The organism is Rhodococcus sp. NPDC080181, from assembly GCF_040702225.1.
Lineage (GTDB): Bacteria > Actinomycetota > Actinomycetes > Mycobacteriales > Mycobacteriaceae > Rhodococcoides > Rhodococcoides fascians.
The window spans coordinates 16,072-34,302 of record NZ_JBFBKN010000015.1; the positions used below are offsets into that span (position 1 = coordinate 16,072).

Here is an 18,231-nt window from a genome sequence, read left to right on the forward strand (position 1 = left end):
ACCGCACCGTCAAGATGTCTGGCCCTTGTGACTAATGTGTGGGGGTCATTGGCGACCTGGTAGCGACGGTCGGTGCCCTCCGAGATTGAGCATCGCCAAGGAGATGAGCGCTTCGGGATGGACGACGCCGAAGGCGATGCGACCCCCGGGGTTCGAAAAAAGTCGACGCCGGACCCGTTCGAGGACTTCATCGACTACATCCGCTATCGCTTCAGCGAGGACCCGCATCTGTGGGCGGTCGCTCTGTTCGATGAACTGTTGGCCTTGGGGTTCGCACTGTCCTATCCAACGATGACCCGCAAGATCCGGCAGCAGAAACTACGCCCGATCTGCCTGTCGTGCAGGACCGCAACCGATCGGGCCAACGCCATCATCGATCACCCGCCGGGCGAGGAAACCCAATGGGACTACGTCGATCTACCGAACCCGCCGACCGAATGGGGTTGGGGCAGAACAGCACACCTGTGGGTCGGCTCCCTCGCACATTCGGGCAAATGGCGGGCGGTGCTGACCCCGTCGATGGATCAACCACATCTCGTCGACAACCTCGACCGTGTCGTTCGCGCTCTCGGCGGCATCACCCGGGTCTGGCGTTTCGACCGGATGGCCACAGTCTGCTACCCCGAGTCCGGTGCGGTGACCGCCAGCTTCGCCGGCGTCGCGAAATACTACGGGGTCTCGGTCGCGATCTGCCCACCCCGACGAGGGAACCGCAAAGGTGTCGTCGAGAAAGCCAATCACACTGCCGCGCAGCGATGGTGGCGATCGCTACCGGACATGAGCGTCGAGCAAGCACAAGCGCATCTCGACAACTTCTGTGCCGCCGTCTCCGACATCCGCACCCGCCACACCCCCGACGGAACCAGCACCGTCGCCGAGCTCGCTGCCACCGAACCCTTGCAGGCACCGCCGGCCACGGCGTATCCGGTCATCCTCGGCGACACCCGCACGGCGTCGCGGCAAGCGTTGGTGTCCTACCGCGGAAATCAGTACTCCGTCCCGCCGGAGCTGGCGTCCGCGCAGGTCACCGTCACCCGCCCGGTCGGTGGTAGTCATCTCGACATCGTCACCACCTCCGGCATCACCGTCGCCCGGCATGCGGTTGCCGCCGACGGGCTCGGCATGATCGTCCGCGACAGCGGCCATGTCGTCGCACTCGAACGGGCCGCGATGGCGACCGCGAACACCGGCAAACCGCACCGCCGCAAGGAACGGATACCACCCGGGCCTGATGCCCTCAGAGCGGCAGAAGTATTGCGTGGCAGCCGTGTTCATGGCACGAACAATCCAGAAGGAGCAGCTGAAACCGATTCCGCGGCAGCATCATCCGATGTCGTCGACCTCTCGGCCTACGAGCGGGCCGCGCGAGGAAGGAACACTCTCGCATGAGTGAAAAACACGACCCCCGTCCCGCCGCCGATCGACTCCCCGCACCGAACACCGCGGAAGCCGCGAGTCTCTACCAACGTTTGCGTGGGCATCTCGGGGTCCTCAAACTTGCCGATGCGGCCGAAGCGTTGCCGGCGGTCCTCGACCAGGCCGCGGCGGAGGAGCTGTCGATGACGGCGGCGTTGGAGCGGTTGCTCTCGATCGAGGTTGCTGCCACCGAAGCGCGGCGGTTGACCGGGAGGTTGCGGTTCGCGTGTCTACCAACACCGGCATCGCTCGAGGACTTCGATTTCGACAACGCAGCCGGCGTCGACAAGAAGCTGATCGATGAGCTCGCGACCTGCCGATATTTGGAGACAGCGACGAATGTGCTGCTCATCGGACCGCCTGGGGTCGGGAAGACGCATCTGTCGGTTGGGCTGGCACGGGCCGCGGCGCATGCCGGGTATCGGACGTATTTCACTACCGCCGCCGATCTTGCGGCTCGATGCCATCGGGCGGCGATCGAAGGTAGATGGGCGACGACGATGCGGTTCTACGCCGGTCCGACACTGTTGGTGATCGACGAACTCGGGTATCTTCCGCTACCCGGCGAAGCCGCCTCGGCGCTGTTTCAGGTTGTCTCTTGGGCGGTATATGAAGACATCGATCGTGATCACGAGCAATCGAGGTGTCGGTTCGTGGGGAACGGTTCTCGGTGACGACACCGTCGCAGCAGCAATGCTCGACCGCCTCCTGCATCGATCGGTAGTCCTCGACATGTCCGGTGATTCCTACCGGCTCCGCGACCACAACGCACGCTCGGAGAAACTCCGCAAAGCCGTCACCGGGACCCGTCAACCGCTACAGTGATCATCGCTACCGGGTGAGCACTTTCGCTGAGCGAAGGTGAGCACTTTCGATGAGCGCCGTCATTGCCAGGAGTGCATTCCCGCCGCAACCGTCTGCACAGAGTCCGGCGCTCGGGACGATCGCGCGGCCGCCTGTGCCCGCGGTCGGTTCGATGCTGCGAGGGGGTCGGGGAGCAGATTGACGAAATCCGGCGCTAAGGGGCAATCGCCGAGCGACCTTGCGCTGTAGGTGATTTCATGTCGTCGTGACTGATGAGGGCGGCTATGGCCGGTTCGGTGCGTTGTCTCGGCAGGAGCTGGAGCGTTACTGCTACTTGGATGACGAGGACCGGCGGCTGATCGCTGCGCGGCGGCGCGACTACAACCGTCTGGGGTTCGCGGTGCAGGTGGTGACGGTGCGTCACCTGGGAATGTTCCTGGCTGATCCGCTGGATGTCCCGCCCGCGTTGATCGAGTATCTGGCCGAGCAGTTGGAGATCTCCGATCCGTCGATGGTGAAGCGGTACACCGATCGGGAGAAGACCAAGCTCGAACACGCCTGGGAAATCCAGCAGGTGTACGGACTCAAGCCGTTCGGCGAGATGGAGTCGGAGCTCACGTCGTGGATCGTCGACCAGGCGTGGATGACCGGCGACGGACCGAAGGCGATCTTCGGCGACGCAGTGACATGGCTGCGGAAGCGTCAGGCGCTGCTGCCGGGGATCACCACGTTGGAGCGGCTGATCGGCGACGGCCGCAACGCGGCGGACGCCCGGTTGTGGCGCCAGCTCGGCGAGCAGCTGACCTCGGAGTCCGCGTCTGCCTTGTTGCGGCTGCTGGAGGTTCCTGCGGAGGGCGGGCAGAAGGTCAGCGAGCTGGAGCGGCTGCGCAAGGGCGTGTTCAAGGCGTCGTCGAAGGGGATGCTCGCGGCGCTGCGCAGGGTTGTCGACCTGCAAGCGGTCGGGGTGGACAGCATCGACGTGAGGGCGATCCCGCCGCGTCGGTTGACGGGGTTGGCGACCTACGGGTTGGCGAGCAAGGCCGCCGCGCTGCGGCGGCTGCCCACGCGTGAGCAGCGCTTGGCGGTGCTGGCCGCGACGGTCGTTGTGTTGAGCGCGCGGGCGGTCGACGACGTGTTGGAGACCTTCGACATGTTGATGACGACGAAGCTTCTGTCCAAGGCCGAGCGGGAGTCTCGCGAGGAGAAGCTGCGTCGCTATCCGAGGGTGTCACGCAACGCAGGCAAGCTCGCGGCAGCGGTGAAGGTGCTGCTGGAGATGGTCGAGGTCAACCAGGACGTCGGGCTGGGCGTGGTGTTGGACATGATCGAGAAGACCGTCACCCGGGCCGAGTTGCGGCACGCGGTCCAGGCGGTCGACGAGCTGGTGCCCGCCGACGACGCGGAGCTGGATGGGCAGCGGTTGATCGAGTTGGCCGGCAAGTTCGCCACGGTCCGCCCGTTCCTGTCGATGCTGATGGACACGATCGAGTTCGGCGCGACCAGTGACGGCGCCGCCGTCCTGGCGGCAATGAAGACCCTCGCCGAGCTGCTGACATCCAGGTCGTCGGGCAAGATCCCGGCAAACCTGCTGGACGCCCGCAAGGTCGACCACGACTTGATCGTCGGCGCGTGGAAGCGCTTGATCTACACGCCGGGCCGACCGGAGGGCACCGTCGACCGGAACTCCTACACGATCTGCGTGTTGGAACAGTTCCACCGACACCTCAAGCACCGCAGCATCTTCGCGGTGCGTTCGTCGCGGTGGCGCGACCCGCGGGCGCACCTGCTGGCAGGCGAAGCCTGGGAGGCTGCGCGTGACGCCGGCATGAACGCGCTGGGCCTGCCCGCCGCGCCGACGCAGCTGCTGACCGATCACGCGACGGCGTTGGAGACCGCTTATCGGGAGTTGGCCGCACGGCTGGGCGAGGACACCCCAGCCAGCATCGACGCCGACGGCAAACTGCACGTCGCCGCGCTGGACGCCAAGGCCGAGCCCGCGTCGCTGGTCGACCTGCGCCGCCGGGTGGAGGCGATGATCCCGCGTGTGGACCTGCCGGAACTGGTCACGGAGGTGATGAGCTGGCATCCCGGTTTCACCGAGGCGTTCACCCACACCTCGGGCAACGAGGCCCGCGTCGCCGACCTCGGCTTGTCGGTGGCGGCCGTGCTCTGTTCCTATGCGATGAACGTCGGGTTCAAACCGGTGACAACGCCTGGTGTCGACGCCCTGACCAGGGATCGGCTGCTGCACGTCGACCAGTGCTACGTGCGGGCCGAGACCATCGAGGCGGCCAACGCCGTGCTGGTCGACGCCCAGGCCGACATCCCCCTGGCCCAAGCGTGGGGCGGCGGGCTGGTCGCCTCGGTGGACGGGATGCGGTTCGTGGTGCCCGTGCGCACCCATAACGCCCGCCCGAACCCGAAGTACTTCGGCCGGAAACTGGGCATCACCTGGTTGAACATGCTCAACGACCAGTCCGCCGGGCTGGCAGGCAAGGTGCTGCGCGGAACACCTCGCGATTCGCTGCACACCATCGACGTGATCGTGTCCCAGCACGGCGGGCGGATTCCGGAGGTCATCATCACCGACACCGGGTCGTATTCCGACATCGTGTTCGGACTGCTGCATCTGATCGGCCGCCAGTACCGGCCGCAGCTGGCGAACCTGCCCGATCAGCGGTTGTGGCGCATCGACGCCCGAGCCGACTACGGGCCGCTGGACAAGGCGGCGCGCGGGGTGATCGACACCGCCAAGATCGCCGCGCACTGGGAGGACATGTGCCGGATCGCGGTGTCGATCCACTCCGGTGAGGTGTCGGCGCACGAGGTCACCAGGATGATCTCCCGCGACGGGCAGCCGACCGCGTTGGGCCAGGCCATCGCCCATTTCGGGCGGATCTTCAAGACCCTGCACATCCTGCGCCTGGCCGACGACGAACCTTACCGGCGCGAGGGCAAGGCCCAGTCCAATCTCGTCGAGGGTCGTCACGACCTGGCGCGCACGATCTATCACGGCCGCAAGGGCGAGATGACCCGCGCCTACTACGAGGGCATGGAAGACCAGCTCTCGGCGCTGGGATTGGTGCTCAATTGCGTCGTCGTGTGGAACACCGTCTACGAGAACCGCGCCCTCGCCGCGCTGCGAGCCGGCGGATACCCGGTGCTCGACACCGATGTCGAGCGATTGTCGGCGTTCGTGCGCGCCCACATCGGCATCGACGGGCACTACAGCTTCCACCTGCCCGACCCCAGCGGAGTTCACCGACCGCTGCGCGACCCGGACGCCGACGACGACGAGTAGCGCGAGTCGAAGGGTGGCGGATGACCGCTCAGGACCTGACGACGCATGTCGGCGGAAGTCTCTCCTGAGCCGCGAAACAGGCCACGGCCTGCACCTCTACCTCCGACCTGACCCAACAAACTACCGCTAGATTACGGTCACGGAGAGCGTCAGTTTGTCGCTGTGCGGCACGCCCGTCCGGTCGAGGAAGTCACACATGTCATCGATCATCGGCTGCATGAGCAGCTGCCCCAGCTGACGAACCATCAGCCCGATGACCTGTGAGGACTCGGATCGCCGTGTCGAGGTCTTGCCCGAATAGCGGAGTTTGGAGATCTCTCTGCGACTCAGGTCGGTCAGCCGCTCGAGTAACTCGCTCTTTCCCTGCGGATCGAGCACAGCGCGCCGGATGTAGTTCACCACCGTCGGATGCGTCGCGAGCATGTGCCGCACCGCCTCGTCTCGAGCGGCGGCGACCTGCGCTGGGGCGCCCTCGTCCGGCACAGAGGCGATCGCCAGAGCGTAATAGTCGACGACCAGTTGCTCGACGGCGACGCGTAGCCCGTCCTTGGTCTTGAAGTGGTGCTGCACCAATCCCACGGCGACCCCGGCGGCGGCGGCGACGGCGCGCATCGAGACGCGATCCTCGCCGCGCTCGGCGTAGAGGTCGAGCGCGGCGTTGCGAATGCGGGCCTTCGCGGTGAGGTCCTCGTCACTGGCGCGGGGGTCGGTCACAGAAATTGCCTCCTATCAGAGAAAAAAGCATACACCCTTGACATTAGACAGTACATGCGCATTAATGGCTATACATCAGTATAGTCAAAAAGGGGTTGATGATGTCGCAGTCGAGTTCGCTGCAGGGCGTGCAGGTGGTGTCGCTCGCGATCAATCTGCCGGGCCCGCTCGCCGCCGCGCGGCTACGGGCGCTGGGCGCCACCGTCACCAAGATCGAACCGCCGGCCGGCGACCCGCTGCGGGCCGTGGCGCCGACGTGGTACGACGAGCTCACTGTGGGCCAGCGGGTCGTGACCCTCGACCTCAAGGACCCCGCTGATCGGGCGGTGGCGGCGCGCGAGCTGTCGCGTGCCGACCTGATGCTCACCGCCATGCGCCCCTCGGCGCTGGTCAAGCTCGGCCTGGACGAGTTGACCGCGGCGAATCCGCACCTGTCGCATATCGAGATCGTCGGGCACGACGGGATCGCGGCGGAGCAGCCCGGCCATGACCTGACGTACCAGGCCCTGCACGGCACTCTCCAGCCGCCGACGATGCCGACCGTCCCGGTGGCCGACCTGCTCGGCGCCGAGCGCGCCGTGTCCGCGGCCCTGCTCGCCCTGCGCGTGGCCGCGGAGTCCGGCGTGGGACACCGCGAGCGGGTCGTCCTCGAACAGGCGGCCGCCGACGCCGGCGCCGCAGTTCGGCACGGTCTGATGGGAGCGGGCGCGCCGCTCGGCGGGGCGCATCCCGGTTACCGGATCTACTCCAGCTCCGACGGCCACGTCGCGCTGGCCGCGCTCGAGCCGCACTTCTGGGAGCGCGCCCGCGCCGGTCTCGGTGTCGAGGGCACCCAGGAGGAGCTCGAGCAGACGTTTCTTTCCAAGCCGACGCGCGAATGGGAGGAGGTCGCGAAGCGCCTCGACATTCCCCTGATCGGAATCCGCGATTCGGCACCCCGTAATTCAGCACAAGGAGCTTTGTCATGAGTGTTCGCGAGGCCGTTATCGTCGGCGCGGTCCGGACCCCGGTCGGCCGTCGCGGAGGGATCCTCAGCGCATGGCATCCGGTGGACCTGCTCGGGCAGACGCTGCGGGAGCTTGTGGCCCGCGCCGGCGTCGACCCCGCCGCGATCGAGGACGTCATCACCGGCTGCGTCATCCAGCACGATGTCCAGTCGGGCAATCTCGGCCGCCACGCGGTGCTCGCCGCCGGGCTGCCCGAGTCGGTCCCCGCGGTGACGATCGACCGCCAGTGCGGTTCAGGGCAGCAGGCGGTCAGCTTCGCCGCCCAGGCGGTGATGGCGGGTTCCCACGACCTGGTGATCGCCTGCGGCGTCGAGTCGATGTCACGGGTGCCGATGCCTCCGGCGTTCCTGCCCGGCGCGCCGCTCGGCCCGCAGTACAGCCCGCGCGAACTCGACCGCTACGACGGTGGGCTGATGGCGCAGGGCCCGTCGTCGGAGCTGATGAACGAGAGGTTCGACCTGAGCCGAGCGGCGTTGGACGCGTTCAGCGCTCGCAGCCACGAGCGGGCGCACGCCGCGACGCGGGCCGGGAAGTTCCGCGACCAGATGGTGCCGATCACCGCCGACCCCGACGACCCGACCGGTCCGGTCATCGACTCGGACGAGGGCATCCGCGAGCACATCGACCCCGCCAAGATGGCGAGCCTGAAAGCCGTGTTCGGCGCCGACGGGCGGACCACGGCGGCCAACTCCTCGCAGATCAGCGACGGCGCGGCCGCGCTGCTGATCGCCGACCGCGAGTACGCCGAGCGCAACGGCCTCATCCCACGCGCCCGGTTCCGCGCGCTGTCGGTCGCCGCCGCCGACCCGATCATCCAGTTCACCGCGATCCTCGACGCCGCCCACAAGGCGCTCGGCCGAAGCGGGTTGGCCGTCGAGGAGATCGACCTGTTCGAGGTCAACGAGGCCTTCGCCGGTGTGCCGCTGATCTTCCAACGGGAATTCGGCGTCCCGGACGACAAGCTGAACGTCAACGGCGGCTCCGTCGCCCTCGGCCACCCGCTGGGCTCGACCGGAGCCCGGATGCTCACCGACCTGCTCTGCGAACTCGAACGCTCCGGCAAGAGGTTCGGCTTGCAGACCGTCTGCGAGGCCACCGGCACCGCGAACGCCACCATCATCGAACGCATCTGAGGACGTCATGAGCCACGAGATCGTGAGGGGCCTGCCCTCCACCCACGGCGACCACTATCAACTCAACACCACCACCATCATCCGGCACGCCGCGCGCACCTATCCCGAGCAGGAGATCGTGTACCGCACCGCGGACGGCGGCTGGGACCGGTACACCTACGCCGATGCCTACGCGCGAATCCAACGAAGTGCCAATGCACTTCGCTCGATCGGCGTCGGGCCGGGCGATGTGGTCGGGATCCTCGACTGGAACAGCAAGCGGCACTACGAGCTGTACTGGGCGATTCCCGGCCTCGCTGCCGTGATGTTGCAGATGAACCTGCGTTTGGCGCCAGAGGATCTCGCTTACGTCACCGGACACAGTGATGCATCGGTGGTCCTCATCGACGAGTCGCTGCTTCCGGTTGCCGAGGCGCTGGCACCGCATACGCCGAACGTGAAGACGTGGGTGGTGATGACCGATAAGCCGCTGGCCGACATCACCACCACGCTCCCGCACGCGGTGCACTGGGAGGACCTGCTCGCGGACGCCGGCCCGGAGATCGACTGGCCGGTCATCGACGAAACCTCCTCCTACAGCGCGTGTTACACCACCGGCACCACCGGCAGGCCCAAGGGCATCTACTACTCGCATCGCGGCATCTACCTGCACACCCTCGCCGAGGTCGCCGGACTCGGGATGAGCAGCGACGATGCCGTCATGCTCATCACGCCGATGTTCCACGGCCAGGGCTGGGGCCTACCCCAGGCGGCCGCCTACAGTGCCGCAAAAATCGTGCTGCCCGGTCGCTACATCGCCGAGGACACATCCGTCCTCGTGGACGCGATGATCGCGGAGCAAGTCACCGTCGCAAACGGTGCGCCGGCGATCTTCCAGCCCATGATGAACTACATCAAGACGCTTGCGGTCGCACCGGACTTCTCCCGCGCGCGGCTGCTGTCCGGTGCCACCGAGCCGCCGCTGTCGCTGATGCGCGACTTCCACGACATCACTGGAGCCGACGTCATCCACGCCTACGGCGCCACCGAGACCACCCCTCTGGTCGCGGTGAACCGGGGACTGAAGCCCTCGCTGCGCGGTGTGATCTCGGACGAGGAGAAGTGGGATCTCAAGCGTAAGCAGGGTTTGCCGGTCAACGGCATCGACATCCGGATCGTCGACGCGGAAGGCAACGATCTCCCGCACGACGGCACGAGTCAGGGTGAAGTGCTGCTGCGCGGACCGTGGATCATCGAGCGCTATCACAAGCTCGACGACGACGCCGACAAGTTCCTCGACGGGTATTGGCGTAGCGGCGATGTCGGGACCATCGACCCGAATGGTTACTTGAAGATCACCGACCGGATCAAGGACGTGGTCAAGTCGGGTGGCGAATGGATTTCCTCCATCGACATGGAGAACGCACTCGTTGCCCATCCGAAGATCGCCGAGGCGGCCGTCATCGGCGTCCCGCACCCGAAGTGGCAGGAGCGTCCAGTAGCACTCGTCGTGACGACCGACGGGCAGGAACTTCCACTGTCGGAGATCCACGAATTGCTCGCCGATGCATTCGCCAAATGGCAATTGCCCGAGACCGTCCTGTATCTGGACCAGCTGCCCCGCACCAGCGTCGGCAAGCTCGACAAGAAGGCCATGCGCGCCGCGCACACCAACGTCTACGAGGACGTCCGATGAACCCCGACAACGCCCCGCTACGCACGGCCCGCGACAGCCACCTCCTGATCCTGGAGATCAACCGGCCCAAGGCTCGCAACAGTCTGAACGAGGCGGTGCTCACCGCCTTGAACACCGAGCTCGTCGCGGCTCGGCACGACGACGAGATCCGTGCCATCGTGCTCACCGGCGCCGGCGGGATCTTCTGCGCCGGAGCCGACATCACCAATTTCGACGCCATTCGCGACCAGTCGCTGCTCGGCGATCGAGCCGCGCTGGGCGGCACCATCTGGGCCGACCTGGGCCGATTCCCGAAGCCGGTCCTCGCTGCGGTCGAGGGCCTCGCACTCGGCGGCGGCTGCGAGTTGGCGCTTGCCTGCGACATCGTCATCGCCGGCGAATCCGCCAAGTTCGGTGTCCCGGAGGTGAAGCTCGGCGTGATCCCGGGCGGCGGCGGAACCCAGCGCCTGATTCAGGCCGTCGGCAAGTCCAAGGCGATGGCCCTACTGCTCACCGGCGACTTCCTGTCCGCACAGCGGGCGTGCGCGGCCGGCATCGTCGCCGAGACCGTCCCGGACGGCACCGCCCTCGAAGCGGCGGTCGCCATGGCGCAGCGGATCGCCGCCAACTCACCGCTCGCGGTGGCGCTGGCCAAGGATGCCGCCCTCCAGGCCCTGGAAACCTCTCTGGCGCAAGGACTCGAGCACGAGAAGCGCAACTTTCACGTTGCCATCCATTCCGCCGACAGCCGCGAGGGCCAGGCCGCGTTCCTCGCCAAGCGCGCCCCCGAATTCACCGGAAAGTAGGACCGATCATGAGCGAGCTGTTCCCCGATTACCGCTCCCCGTGGGAGACCGACGATCAGGCGCTGCTGCGTAAGCACGCCGCCGAGTTCTTCCGCAAGGAAGCCACCCCGAACCAGGACCGTTGGGCCGCGCAGCACCAGGTCGACCGCGAGTTCTGGACCAAGGCCGGCGCCGCGGGACTGCTGTGCCTCGACATCGCCGAAGAATACGGCGGCGGGGGCGGCAACTTCGGCCACGAGGCGATCGTGCAGCAGGAGATCGCCTACGCCCACGACACCGCGTTCGGCTTCGCCGTGCACTCGACGATCGTCGCGCACTACATCGCCGCCTATGCCACCGAGGACCAGAAGAAGCGCTGGCTATCGAAATGTGCGAGCGGTGAGAGCGTCCTCGCCATTGCGATGACCGAACCCGGCACCGGCTCGGACCTGCAGGCCGTACGGACCACCGCGGTTCGCGACGGCGGCCACTACGTGATCAACGGCTCGAAGACGTTCATCTCGAACGCGTCGCACTGCGACCTGCTCGTCATCGTCGCCAAAACGGACCCGAGCCAAGGTTCCAAGGGTATCTCGCTGCTCGTCGCGGAGACGGAGAATCTTCCGGGGTTCGAGCGTGGGCGGGTGCTGGACAAGATCGGCCAGCACGGCCAGGACACCCGCGAGTTGTCGTTCACCGACATGCGGGTGCCGGCAGCGAATCTGCTCGGCGGCGTCGAGGGGCAGGGCTTCTACCAGCTGATGGGTCAGCTGCAGCGTGAGCGGCTGATCCTCGGTGTCGGCGGTGTCGCGGTGGCCGAGGCCGCGGTGGCGGAGAGCATCAGGTACGCCAAGGAACGTCACGCCTTCGGCAAGCCGATCCTGAACTTCCAGAACACGAAGTTCGTACTCGCCGAGTGCAAGACCGACGTGCTGGCCGGCAAGACCCTGATGGACCACTGCATCCAGCGTCACCTCGACGGCACCCTCGACGCGGCGACCGCGTCGATGGCCAAGCTGTGGGGCAGCGACAAGCAGTGCGAGATCGTCGACCGCTGCCTGCAGGTCTTCGGTGGCTACGGCTACATGATGGAGTACCCGATCGCGCAGATGTACGCCGCTTCCCGCGTGCAGAAGATCTACGGCGGCACCAACGAGATCATGAAGGAACTCATCGGCCGCGCCTTATGAGGTTGACCTTCGCGCAGTGACACCACTGCGTCAGTCACACCTCACTTTGTCAAAAACCCGATGTTCTCAACCTATTTCGTCAGGAGTATTCATGCATATCACCGGAACCAACGCACTCGTCACCGGCGGAGCCTCGGGCCTCGGACTGGCCACCGTCACCGCCCTCGCCAAGTCGGGCGCCCGGGTAATCGCCGTCGACCTGCCCACCGCGAACACGGATGCGCTGGCTGCTCTCGGCGACACCGTGGAATTCGCTCCGGCGGATGTCACCGACGAGGCCGCGGTCACCGAGGCGGTCGAGCGCGCCAACGCGGAGTCCTCACTGCGAATCACCGTGAACTGCGCCGGCATCGGCAACGCCGTCAAGACCGTCGGTAAGAACGGACCGTTCCCGCTGGCCGAATTCGAGAAGATCGTCAAGGTCAACCTGACCGGAACCTTCAACGTCATCCGCCTCGCCGCGCACGCGATGTCGCAGAACGAGCCCGTCGACGGCGAGCGCGGCGTGATCGTCAACACCGCCTCGGTCGCGGCCTTCGACGGGCAGATCGGACAGGCCGCGTACTCGGCATCGAAGGGCGGGATCGTCGGCGCCACCCTGCCGATCGCCCGCGACCTGGCGTCGCTGCTGATCCGGGTGAACACCATCGCGCCCGGCCTGTTCAAGACCCCGCTGCTGGGCACGCTGCCCGAGGCGGCTCAGATTTCGCTGGGACAGCAGGTGCCGCACCCGAACCGGCTCGGCGACCCCGCCGAGTACGCGCAGCTGGTCGAGGCGATCGTGACCAACCCGATGCTCAACGGCGAAACCATCCGCCTCGACGGCGCGATCCGCATGGCGCCGCGGTGAAACCCGTCGGCGTGCAGGTGGGATCGCACCATGAGCACACACGCCTTGTATACGCCGAGGACCTGGGCATCGGCCAGCGTTTCGACTTGGGCTCACACACGGTGACCGAGGCCGAACTCGTCGACTTCGCCACCCACTGGGATCCCCAGTGGTTTCACATCGACCGGGCGGCGGCGCAGGACGGCCAGTTCGGTGGCCTGATCGCCAGTGGAATCCACACGTTGGCGATCCTGCAACGGCTGACATTCGACGCAGTGGGGCACAGCTGGGCGGCCATTGCCGGGCGCGGCATCCGAGATCTGCGGTTCCGCCGTCCCGTGCGTCCAGGAGACGTGCTGACCGGCACCGTCGTCATCGACGACATCCAGTTCGACGACCGGGCACGCGCCCTCGTCACCACCGAGAGCACCGTGGTCGACAGCGAAGGCCGCGTCGTGCTGACCGTCCTGCTCGACGCCTACCTGCACTCGCGCACACGTCAACCATCGACCACCTGAGACGACGATTCGGAGACATCAATGCCAGAGGCATACATCATCGACGCGGCACGCACCCCGGTAGGCCGCCGCCGCGGCGCACTGGCCGCCGCACACCCGGTCGACCTCGCGGCCCATGTGATCGGCGCACTCGTCGAACGCAACGGTGTCGACCCCGCGTCGGTCGACGACGTGATCCTCGGCTGCCTGGACAACATCGGTCCGCAGGCGGGCGATATCGCCCGCACCGCGGCCCTCGCTGCGGGCCTGCCCGAGACAGTGCCCGGCGTGACCATCGACCGCCAGTGCGGATCCTCGCAACAGGCTGTACATTTCGCCGCGCAGGCCGTGATGAGCGGCACCGCCGACCTCATCGTCGCGGGCGGGGTGCAGAACATGAGCCAGATCCCACTGATGTCGTCGGTCACCGCGGGCGAGGCGTTCGGCGTGCGCGACCCCTACTCGGGCTCGACGAGGTGGCGGGCCCGCTACGGGGACGAGACGATCTCGCAGTTCCGCGGCGCCGAGATGATCGCCGAAAAGTGGGGAATCGACCGGGAGGCGATGGAGCAGTACGCCCTGGAAAGCCACCGCCGGGCGCTGCAGGCGATCGCCGGCGGACGCTTCGCCGCCGAGATCCTCCCCTACCAGCAGATGACGACCGACGAAGGACCGCGCGCCGACACCACACCGGAGAAGATGGCCGCCCTGCCGAGCCTCACGCCGGGGGGGCGCTTGAGCGCCGCGGTCGCCAGCCAGATCTCCGACGGCGCCTCGGGCATGCTCATCGCCTCCGCCGAGGCGGTACGCCGCCACGACCTGGCTCCGCGGGCCCGGATCCATCACCTGACCGTGCTCGGCGCCGATCCGGTCATGATGCTCGCCGCACCGATCCCCGCCACCGAACGGGCACTCGAGCGGACCGGCATGCGCATCGACGACTTCGACGTGTTCGAGGTCAACGAGGCGTTCGCCCCGGTCGTGATGGCGTGGTTGCAGGAGACCGGCGCCGACCCGGAGCGGGTGAACCCCAACGGCGGCGCCATCGCTCTCGGCCACCCGATCGGCGCCACCGGCACCCGGCTGATGACCACCATGCTGCACGAACTCGAACGCTCCGGCGGACGCTACGGGTTGCAGACCATGTGCGAGGGCGGCGGACAAGCCAACGTCACCATCATCGAGCGGCTCGGCTGATCCGATGACCCCGACCGCTATCCGGACCGTCCGCACCGGCCGCCTGCTTCACATCACGATCGACCGGCCCGGCCGCATGAACGCCCTCGGCGTCGACGACCTGGTCGCACTCGACACCGCGATCAGCGGGGCGGAAGCGACCGGTGCCCGCGCGATCGTGCTCACCGGCGCGGGAAGAGCCTTCTGCACGGGAGCGGATCTGACCGCGGTGACGGGCGAGGAACCCGAGGTGGTGATGGACGCCGCGAACCGGGTGATCCGCGGCATCGTCTCCGCGCCGGTCCCCGTCATCGCCGCCGTCAACGGCCCCGCGGTCGGGTACGGAGTGGCGCTCGCCTGCGCCGCAGACCTCACCTACGCCGCCGAAAGCGCGTATTTCCTGTTGTCGTTCACCAGCATCGGGCTGATGCCCGACGGCGGCGCGACCGCGCTCGTCGCCGCGGCGATCGGCCGGGCGCGGGCTACAGAATTAGCGCTGCTCGGGCAGCGGCTTTCCGCCACCGACGCCGCCCAGACCGGCTTGGTGGCCCGGATCCTGCCGGATGACCAGCTCGCGGCCCATGTCGAGGCCGTCGCCGGCACGCTGGGAGCCGGGCCGCGGCGCGCCCTCGAACTGACCAGACGGGCGCTCGCCGCGTCCACCCTGGGCCACCTCGACCACGCCCTCGAGCGTGAACGAGCCGGACAGATCGAACTCATCGGCACACCGGATTTCGCCGAGGGCGCCGACGCCGTCCTCACCAAACGTCCCCCCACATTTGCTTAGCAGACCACCCGCCGATCATAGGAGAATCATGGCAACCCTTGGTGGACAACTGACATTGAACGCACGCCGCCACCCGGACCGGCCCGCGCTGATCTTCGAGGGCGTCGAGCGCAGCTACGGGCAGCTCGACCGGGAAATCAACCAGTACGCCAACGCGCTGCTGTCCCTCGGCGTGCAGAAGGGCGACCGCGTGGCGGTGCTGTCGCCGAACTCCGACCGCTTCCTCCTCGCGCTGTACGGCGCGTTCAAGGTCGGCGCGATCGTCTCCCCGTTCAACCCGCGGTCCACGGCCCGGGAGCTGGCGTATCTGCTCGAGGACTCCGGCGCGTCGGTGCTGCTGTTCGGTGGGGACACCGTCGCGGCGGTGCGGGACCTGGCCAAGCTGGAGCAGGCGCCCGCTGCCCCGGCGCTTTCGCTGGACGGCGCGGACGGCTTCGACGATTTCGTCCAGCTGGCGTCCTCCATGCCGGACAGCGACCCACAGGTCGAGGTGCGCGAGGACGACGACTGCATGATCATCTACACCTCCGGCACCACCGGGAAACCGAAGGGTGCGCTGTTCGATCACCACCGGCTGCTGTGGGTCGGCCACGCGGTGTCCTCGCTCGGCGTCAACTCCTTCGACCGGAACCTGCACGTGGCACCGATGTACCACTGCGCCGAACTGGTGCTGTTCGTGCTCAGCGGCTTCTCGATGGGCACCACCCACGTCGTGTTGCCGGCATTCGAGCCCGCCGCCGTCCTCGACGCCCTCGAGCGATACCGGATCACCGTCTTCCTCGGTGTTCCCACCATGTATCAGATGATGTTGACGGTCCCCGACCTCGAGCGGCGCGACCTCTCGCACTGGCGGCTCGGCTTCTTCGGGGCGGCACCGATGCCGCCGACTGCGGTCGCGAAACTCGTGACGACCTTCCCGGACGTCGGCTTCTTCCAGCTGTGCGGGCCGACCGAGGGTGGCCCCACCGGCATCTACTCCACGCCTGACGAGGTCGCCGTCCGTCCCGATGCGACGGGACGCTGGCCGATCACGAATGCCGAGTTCCGGCTGGTCGATCCGGATGGCAACGATGTCCCGACGGGGATGACCGGCGAGATCATCCTGCGCGGCGAGACCATCATGAAGGGCTACTGGAACAAGCCCGAGGCCACCGCCGAGACCATCCGAGACGGGTGGCTGCACACCGGGGACCTCGCCGTCCGCGACGCCGACGGTTTCATCACGATCGTCGACCGGCTCAAGGACATGATCATCACCGGCGGCCGCAACGTCTACTCGATCGAGGTCGAGAACGCCCTCGCGGGGCACCCCGACGTCCAGGACGTTGCCGTCGTCGGCCTGGACCACGCCACATTCGGGGAGACCATCGTCGCGATCGTGACCCCGGTTCCCGGTCGCGAGGTGACCCTCGAGGAGCTGCGGACGTACGCCGCCGAATACGTCGCGGACTACAAACTGCCGCGCGATCTGATCGTCCGTGACATCCCGCGCAACCCTTCCGGCAAGATCCTCAAACACGTTCTCCGCAGTGAGATTCGGGACGACTCCGCGCAACGCACGTAGACCGACGGACGACTCCGGCACATTCGAGTTCCCGGGAACCACGACGCCGTCCATATCCGATACGGCCTGACCGAAGCCGCGCTCCCGCGCGCTCATCTCCCACGGCTGTTCCAACCCCGGCGAGGTCTCGCGCGACCTCACGGCCCTACTCTCGGCCGTGCCCCCGCCGGATCCGACAAACACCACGACCACGCACGCCCGGCAGCGGCTATGAGTTCCCGGACGCGGAAGACCACACCCATCGACGGTGCCGCACTTGATTGGTCTCTTTCGGCCCCCCTCGAGCAGATGCGCTCGGGCCGAACAGTCAAGGTGCTGAACAAGATACGCAGACACGCGCCGGAACTCGTCACCGTCAGCTACTGAGAGATTCAGCGGGAGCGCCGCCGCGCAGCGGGATCGGTCTCGGCCTGCCAGCGCCCCAGCGCCTCGGCGGAGACCTTCGCGTATTTGACCAGGCTGCGCACCGAGGTGTGTCCGCTCAACGCCATCAGCATCGGCGTGGAAGCGCCCTTCTCTGCGGCGTGGGTCAGTCGCGAGTGCCGCAGCTGGTGCAGCGTGAACGGTCCGCGTCGCATCCCTTCGGTGTGCTCCTCGAGGAGCGTCGCGGCGCGGCGGTAGGAAAGTCGGGCGCGGCCGGTCGAGTTGTCGGTGTCGGTCTTGGCGACCGACGGCTTGGCTTTGCGGTCGGTCAGGAACAGCGGCCCGGACTTCCGTCCGGCGATCAGCCGGGGCAGCGGCCGTGCGGTGCCGGTCTGCCAATAGATCACCTCGCGGGCGCCGCCCTTGCGGGTGACCGTGGCGCATCGGTTCACGGTGTCCAGGTCCTCGATGTCGAGATTCAGGATCTCCTCCGCCCGCGCGGCGGACTCATACAGCATCGACCAGAACACCCGCTCGCGCAGGGCCGCGTCCATGCCCAGCAGCTCCGCAACCTCGGCGGCGGTCATCGCCTTGCTGTTGTCCGGCGCACTCGGCCGCGCCCGCAGGCGCGACACCGGATCGCCGGTCAGCCACTGTTGATCGCGTCAGTAGGCGCACGCCGCCGACACCGCGGTCAGCCGGAGGTTGTAGGTCTTGGGGGCCTTGTCGCCCCACACGTAGTCGAACCACCCCGACACCCGATCCGGGTTCAACAACCCGACATCGCCGTCCGCGCCGAAGTCGCGCACCATCCGATCCAACGCCGAGGCGTAGGCGCGGCGGGTGTTCACCGCCGCGATCGTGCCCAGAAAGGTCCGCGTCGCGTCCGCCAGCCGGATCCCGGCGGCCCGCGCCGGTAGCGAGCTCACCGATCCCACCCCGACCGCCCTTCAGCACTACGGCAGATAGTTTCCGGAGTCGCCCATCTCCGGAACGACCATCGCGGCAGGA

15 protein-coding genes and 2 pseudogenes are annotated in these 18,231 nt (G+C 67.3%); 13 read left to right on the forward strand and 4 right to left on the reverse strand.

Features of this window, described 5'->3' with window-relative positions; genetic code table 11:
• Positions 1–45: 45 nt before the first annotated feature.
• Positions 46–141, reverse strand: a pseudogene (locus tag AB0O58_RS17555) (hypothetical protein); the annotation flags it as partial.
• Between AB0O58_RS17555 and AB0O58_RS17560 the strand changes: the two are divergent.
• From AB0O58_RS17560 to AB0O58_RS17570, 3 genes and pseudogenes are all read left to right on the forward strand, one after another.
• Positions 118–1,389 (forward strand): IS21 family transposase, encoded by a 1,272-nt coding sequence (locus AB0O58_RS17560; protein WP_366238546.1) that lies wholly within the window; start codon positions 118–120, stop codon positions 1,387–1,389. The pseudogene AB0O58_RS17555 and the gene AB0O58_RS17560 sit on opposite strands and share 24 nt — an antisense overlap.
• A pseudogene (gene istB / locus AB0O58_RS17565) lies at positions 1,386–2,241 on the forward strand (IS21-like element helper ATPase IstB). Before AB0O58_RS17560 ends, istB begins: the two are co-directional and overlap by 4 nt.
• Before the next feature lie 244 nt (positions 2,242–2,485).
• Positions 2,486–5,521 (forward strand): Tn3 family transposase, encoded by a 3,036-nt coding sequence (locus AB0O58_RS17570; RefSeq protein WP_011331220.1) that lies wholly within the window; start codon positions 2,486–2,488, stop codon positions 5,519–5,521.
• 126 nt (positions 5,522–5,647) lie between these two features.
• On the opposite strand, the gene AB0O58_RS17575 is transcribed toward AB0O58_RS17570, so the two are convergent.
• Positions 5,648–6,241 (reverse strand): TetR/AcrR family transcriptional regulator, encoded by a 594-nt coding sequence (locus tag AB0O58_RS17575; protein WP_025997155.1) that lies wholly within the window; start codon positions 6,239–6,241, stop codon positions 5,648–5,650.
• A gap of 95 nt (positions 6,242–6,336) precedes the next feature.
• Here AB0O58_RS17575 and AB0O58_RS17580 point away from each other — a divergent pair, with 95 nt between their 5' ends.
• The 10 genes from AB0O58_RS17580 to AB0O58_RS17625 all read left to right on the forward strand — a co-directional run bounded on the left by AB0O58_RS17580 (position 6,337) and on the right by AB0O58_RS17625 (position 16,857).
• Positions 6,337–7,203, forward strand: a complete 867-nt coding sequence (locus AB0O58_RS17580) for a CoA transferase (RefSeq protein ID WP_011331218.1) — start codon at positions 6,337–6,339, stop codon at positions 7,201–7,203.
• Positions 7,200–8,375 carry a thiolase family protein gene (locus AB0O58_RS17585; RefSeq protein ID WP_011331217.1) on the forward strand — a complete coding sequence of 392 codons (1,176 nt, stop codon included), beginning with the start codon at positions 7,200–7,202 and terminating at the stop codon, positions 8,373–8,375. The genes AB0O58_RS17580 and AB0O58_RS17585 overlap by 4 nt, the downstream gene beginning before the upstream one ends.
• A gap of 7 nt (positions 8,376–8,382) precedes the next feature.
• On the forward strand, positions 8,383–10,050 hold the full coding sequence (locus tag AB0O58_RS17590) for a long-chain-fatty-acid--CoA ligase (protein ID WP_011331216.1): 1,668 nt from the start codon (positions 8,383–8,385) through the stop codon (positions 10,048–10,050).
• The gene (locus AB0O58_RS17595; protein WP_011331215.1) at positions 10,047–10,835 is read left to right on the forward strand and encodes an enoyl-CoA hydratase-related protein; all 789 of its coding nucleotides are present in this window, start codon (positions 10,047–10,049) and stop codon (positions 10,833–10,835) included. Before AB0O58_RS17590 ends, AB0O58_RS17595 begins: the two co-directional genes overlap by 4 nt.
• A gap of 8 nt (positions 10,836–10,843) precedes the next feature.
• Entirely contained in the window at positions 10,844–12,004 is a 1,161-nt protein-coding gene (locus AB0O58_RS17600; protein ID WP_011331214.1) for an acyl-CoA dehydrogenase family protein, read from the forward strand.
• 91 nt (positions 12,005–12,095) lie between these two features.
• Positions 12,096–12,854: a 3-hydroxyacyl-CoA dehydrogenase gene (locus AB0O58_RS17605; protein ID WP_011331213.1), complete on the forward strand. Its 759-nt coding sequence runs from the start codon at positions 12,096–12,098 to the stop codon at positions 12,852–12,854.
• Positions 12,851–13,351: a MaoC family dehydratase gene (locus AB0O58_RS17610; protein ID WP_011331212.1), complete on the forward strand. Its 501-nt coding sequence runs from the start codon at positions 12,851–12,853 to the stop codon at positions 13,349–13,351. The genes AB0O58_RS17605 and AB0O58_RS17610 overlap by 4 nt, the downstream gene beginning before the upstream one ends.
• A 21-nt stretch (positions 13,352–13,372) precedes the next feature.
• Positions 13,373–14,527, forward strand: coding sequence for an acetyl-CoA C-acetyltransferase (locus AB0O58_RS17615; protein ID WP_011331211.1), 1,155 nt, complete (start codon positions 13,373–13,375; stop codon positions 14,525–14,527).
• A 4-nt stretch (positions 14,528–14,531) separates the two neighbouring features.
• Positions 14,532–15,293, forward strand: coding sequence for an enoyl-CoA hydratase (locus tag AB0O58_RS17620; protein WP_011331210.1), 762 nt, complete (start codon positions 14,532–14,534; stop codon positions 15,291–15,293).
• Between the two features lie 28 nt (positions 15,294–15,321).
• Positions 15,322–16,857, forward strand: a complete 1,536-nt coding sequence (locus AB0O58_RS17625; RefSeq protein WP_011331209.1) for a class I adenylate-forming enzyme family protein — start codon at positions 15,322–15,324, stop codon at positions 16,855–16,857.
• 371 nt (positions 16,858–17,228) lie between these two features.
• Here AB0O58_RS17625 and AB0O58_RS17630 read toward each other — a convergent pair whose 3' ends face one another.
• Positions 17,229–17,807 (reverse strand): site-specific integrase, encoded by a 579-nt coding sequence (locus tag AB0O58_RS17630; RefSeq protein ID WP_202916944.1) that lies wholly within the window; start codon positions 17,805–17,807, stop codon positions 17,229–17,231.
• 78 nt (positions 17,808–17,885) lie between these two features.
• On the reverse strand, positions 17,886–18,149 hold the full coding sequence (locus AB0O58_RS17635) for a hypothetical protein (protein WP_225330463.1): 264 nt from the start codon (positions 18,147–18,149) through the stop codon (positions 17,886–17,888).
• Positions 18,150–18,231: the final 82 nt, after the last annotated feature.

Bases quoted from the DNA above. Each gene is read 5' to 3' on its own strand.
- AB0O58_RS17580 (WP_011331218.1), top strand. From the start codon at position 6,337: ATGTCGCAGTCGAGTTCGCTGCAGGGCGTGCAGGTGGTGTCGCTCGCG.
- AB0O58_RS17560 (WP_366238546.1), top strand. From the start codon at position 118: ATGGACGACGCCGAAGGCGATGCGACCCCCGGGGTTCGAAAAAAGTCG.
- AB0O58_RS17615 (WP_011331211.1), top strand. From the start codon at position 13,373: ATGCCAGAGGCATACATCATCGACGCGGCACGCACCCCGGTAGGCCGC.
- AB0O58_RS17595 (WP_011331215.1), top strand. From the start codon at position 10,047: ATGAACCCCGACAACGCCCCGCTACGCACGGCCCGCGACAGCCACCTC.
- AB0O58_RS17620 (WP_011331210.1), top strand. From the start codon at position 14,532: ATGACCCCGACCGCTATCCGGACCGTCCGCACCGGCCGCCTGCTTCAC.
- AB0O58_RS17585 (WP_011331217.1), top strand. From the start codon at position 7,200: ATGAGTGTTCGCGAGGCCGTTATCGTCGGCGCGGTCCGGACCCCGGTC.
- AB0O58_RS17630 (WP_202916944.1), bottom strand. From the start codon at position 17,807: ATGACCGCCGCCGAGGTTGCGGAGCTGCTGGGCATGGACGCGGCCCTG.
- AB0O58_RS17625 (WP_011331209.1), top strand. From the start codon at position 15,322: ATGGCAACCCTTGGTGGACAACTGACATTGAACGCACGCCGCCACCCG.
- AB0O58_RS17605 (WP_011331213.1), top strand. From the start codon at position 12,096: ATGCATATCACCGGAACCAACGCACTCGTCACCGGCGGAGCCTCGGGC.
- AB0O58_RS17590 (WP_011331216.1), top strand. From the start codon at position 8,383: ATGAGCCACGAGATCGTGAGGGGCCTGCCCTCCACCCACGGCGACCAC.
- AB0O58_RS17600 (WP_011331214.1), top strand. From the start codon at position 10,844: ATGAGCGAGCTGTTCCCCGATTACCGCTCCCCGTGGGAGACCGACGAT.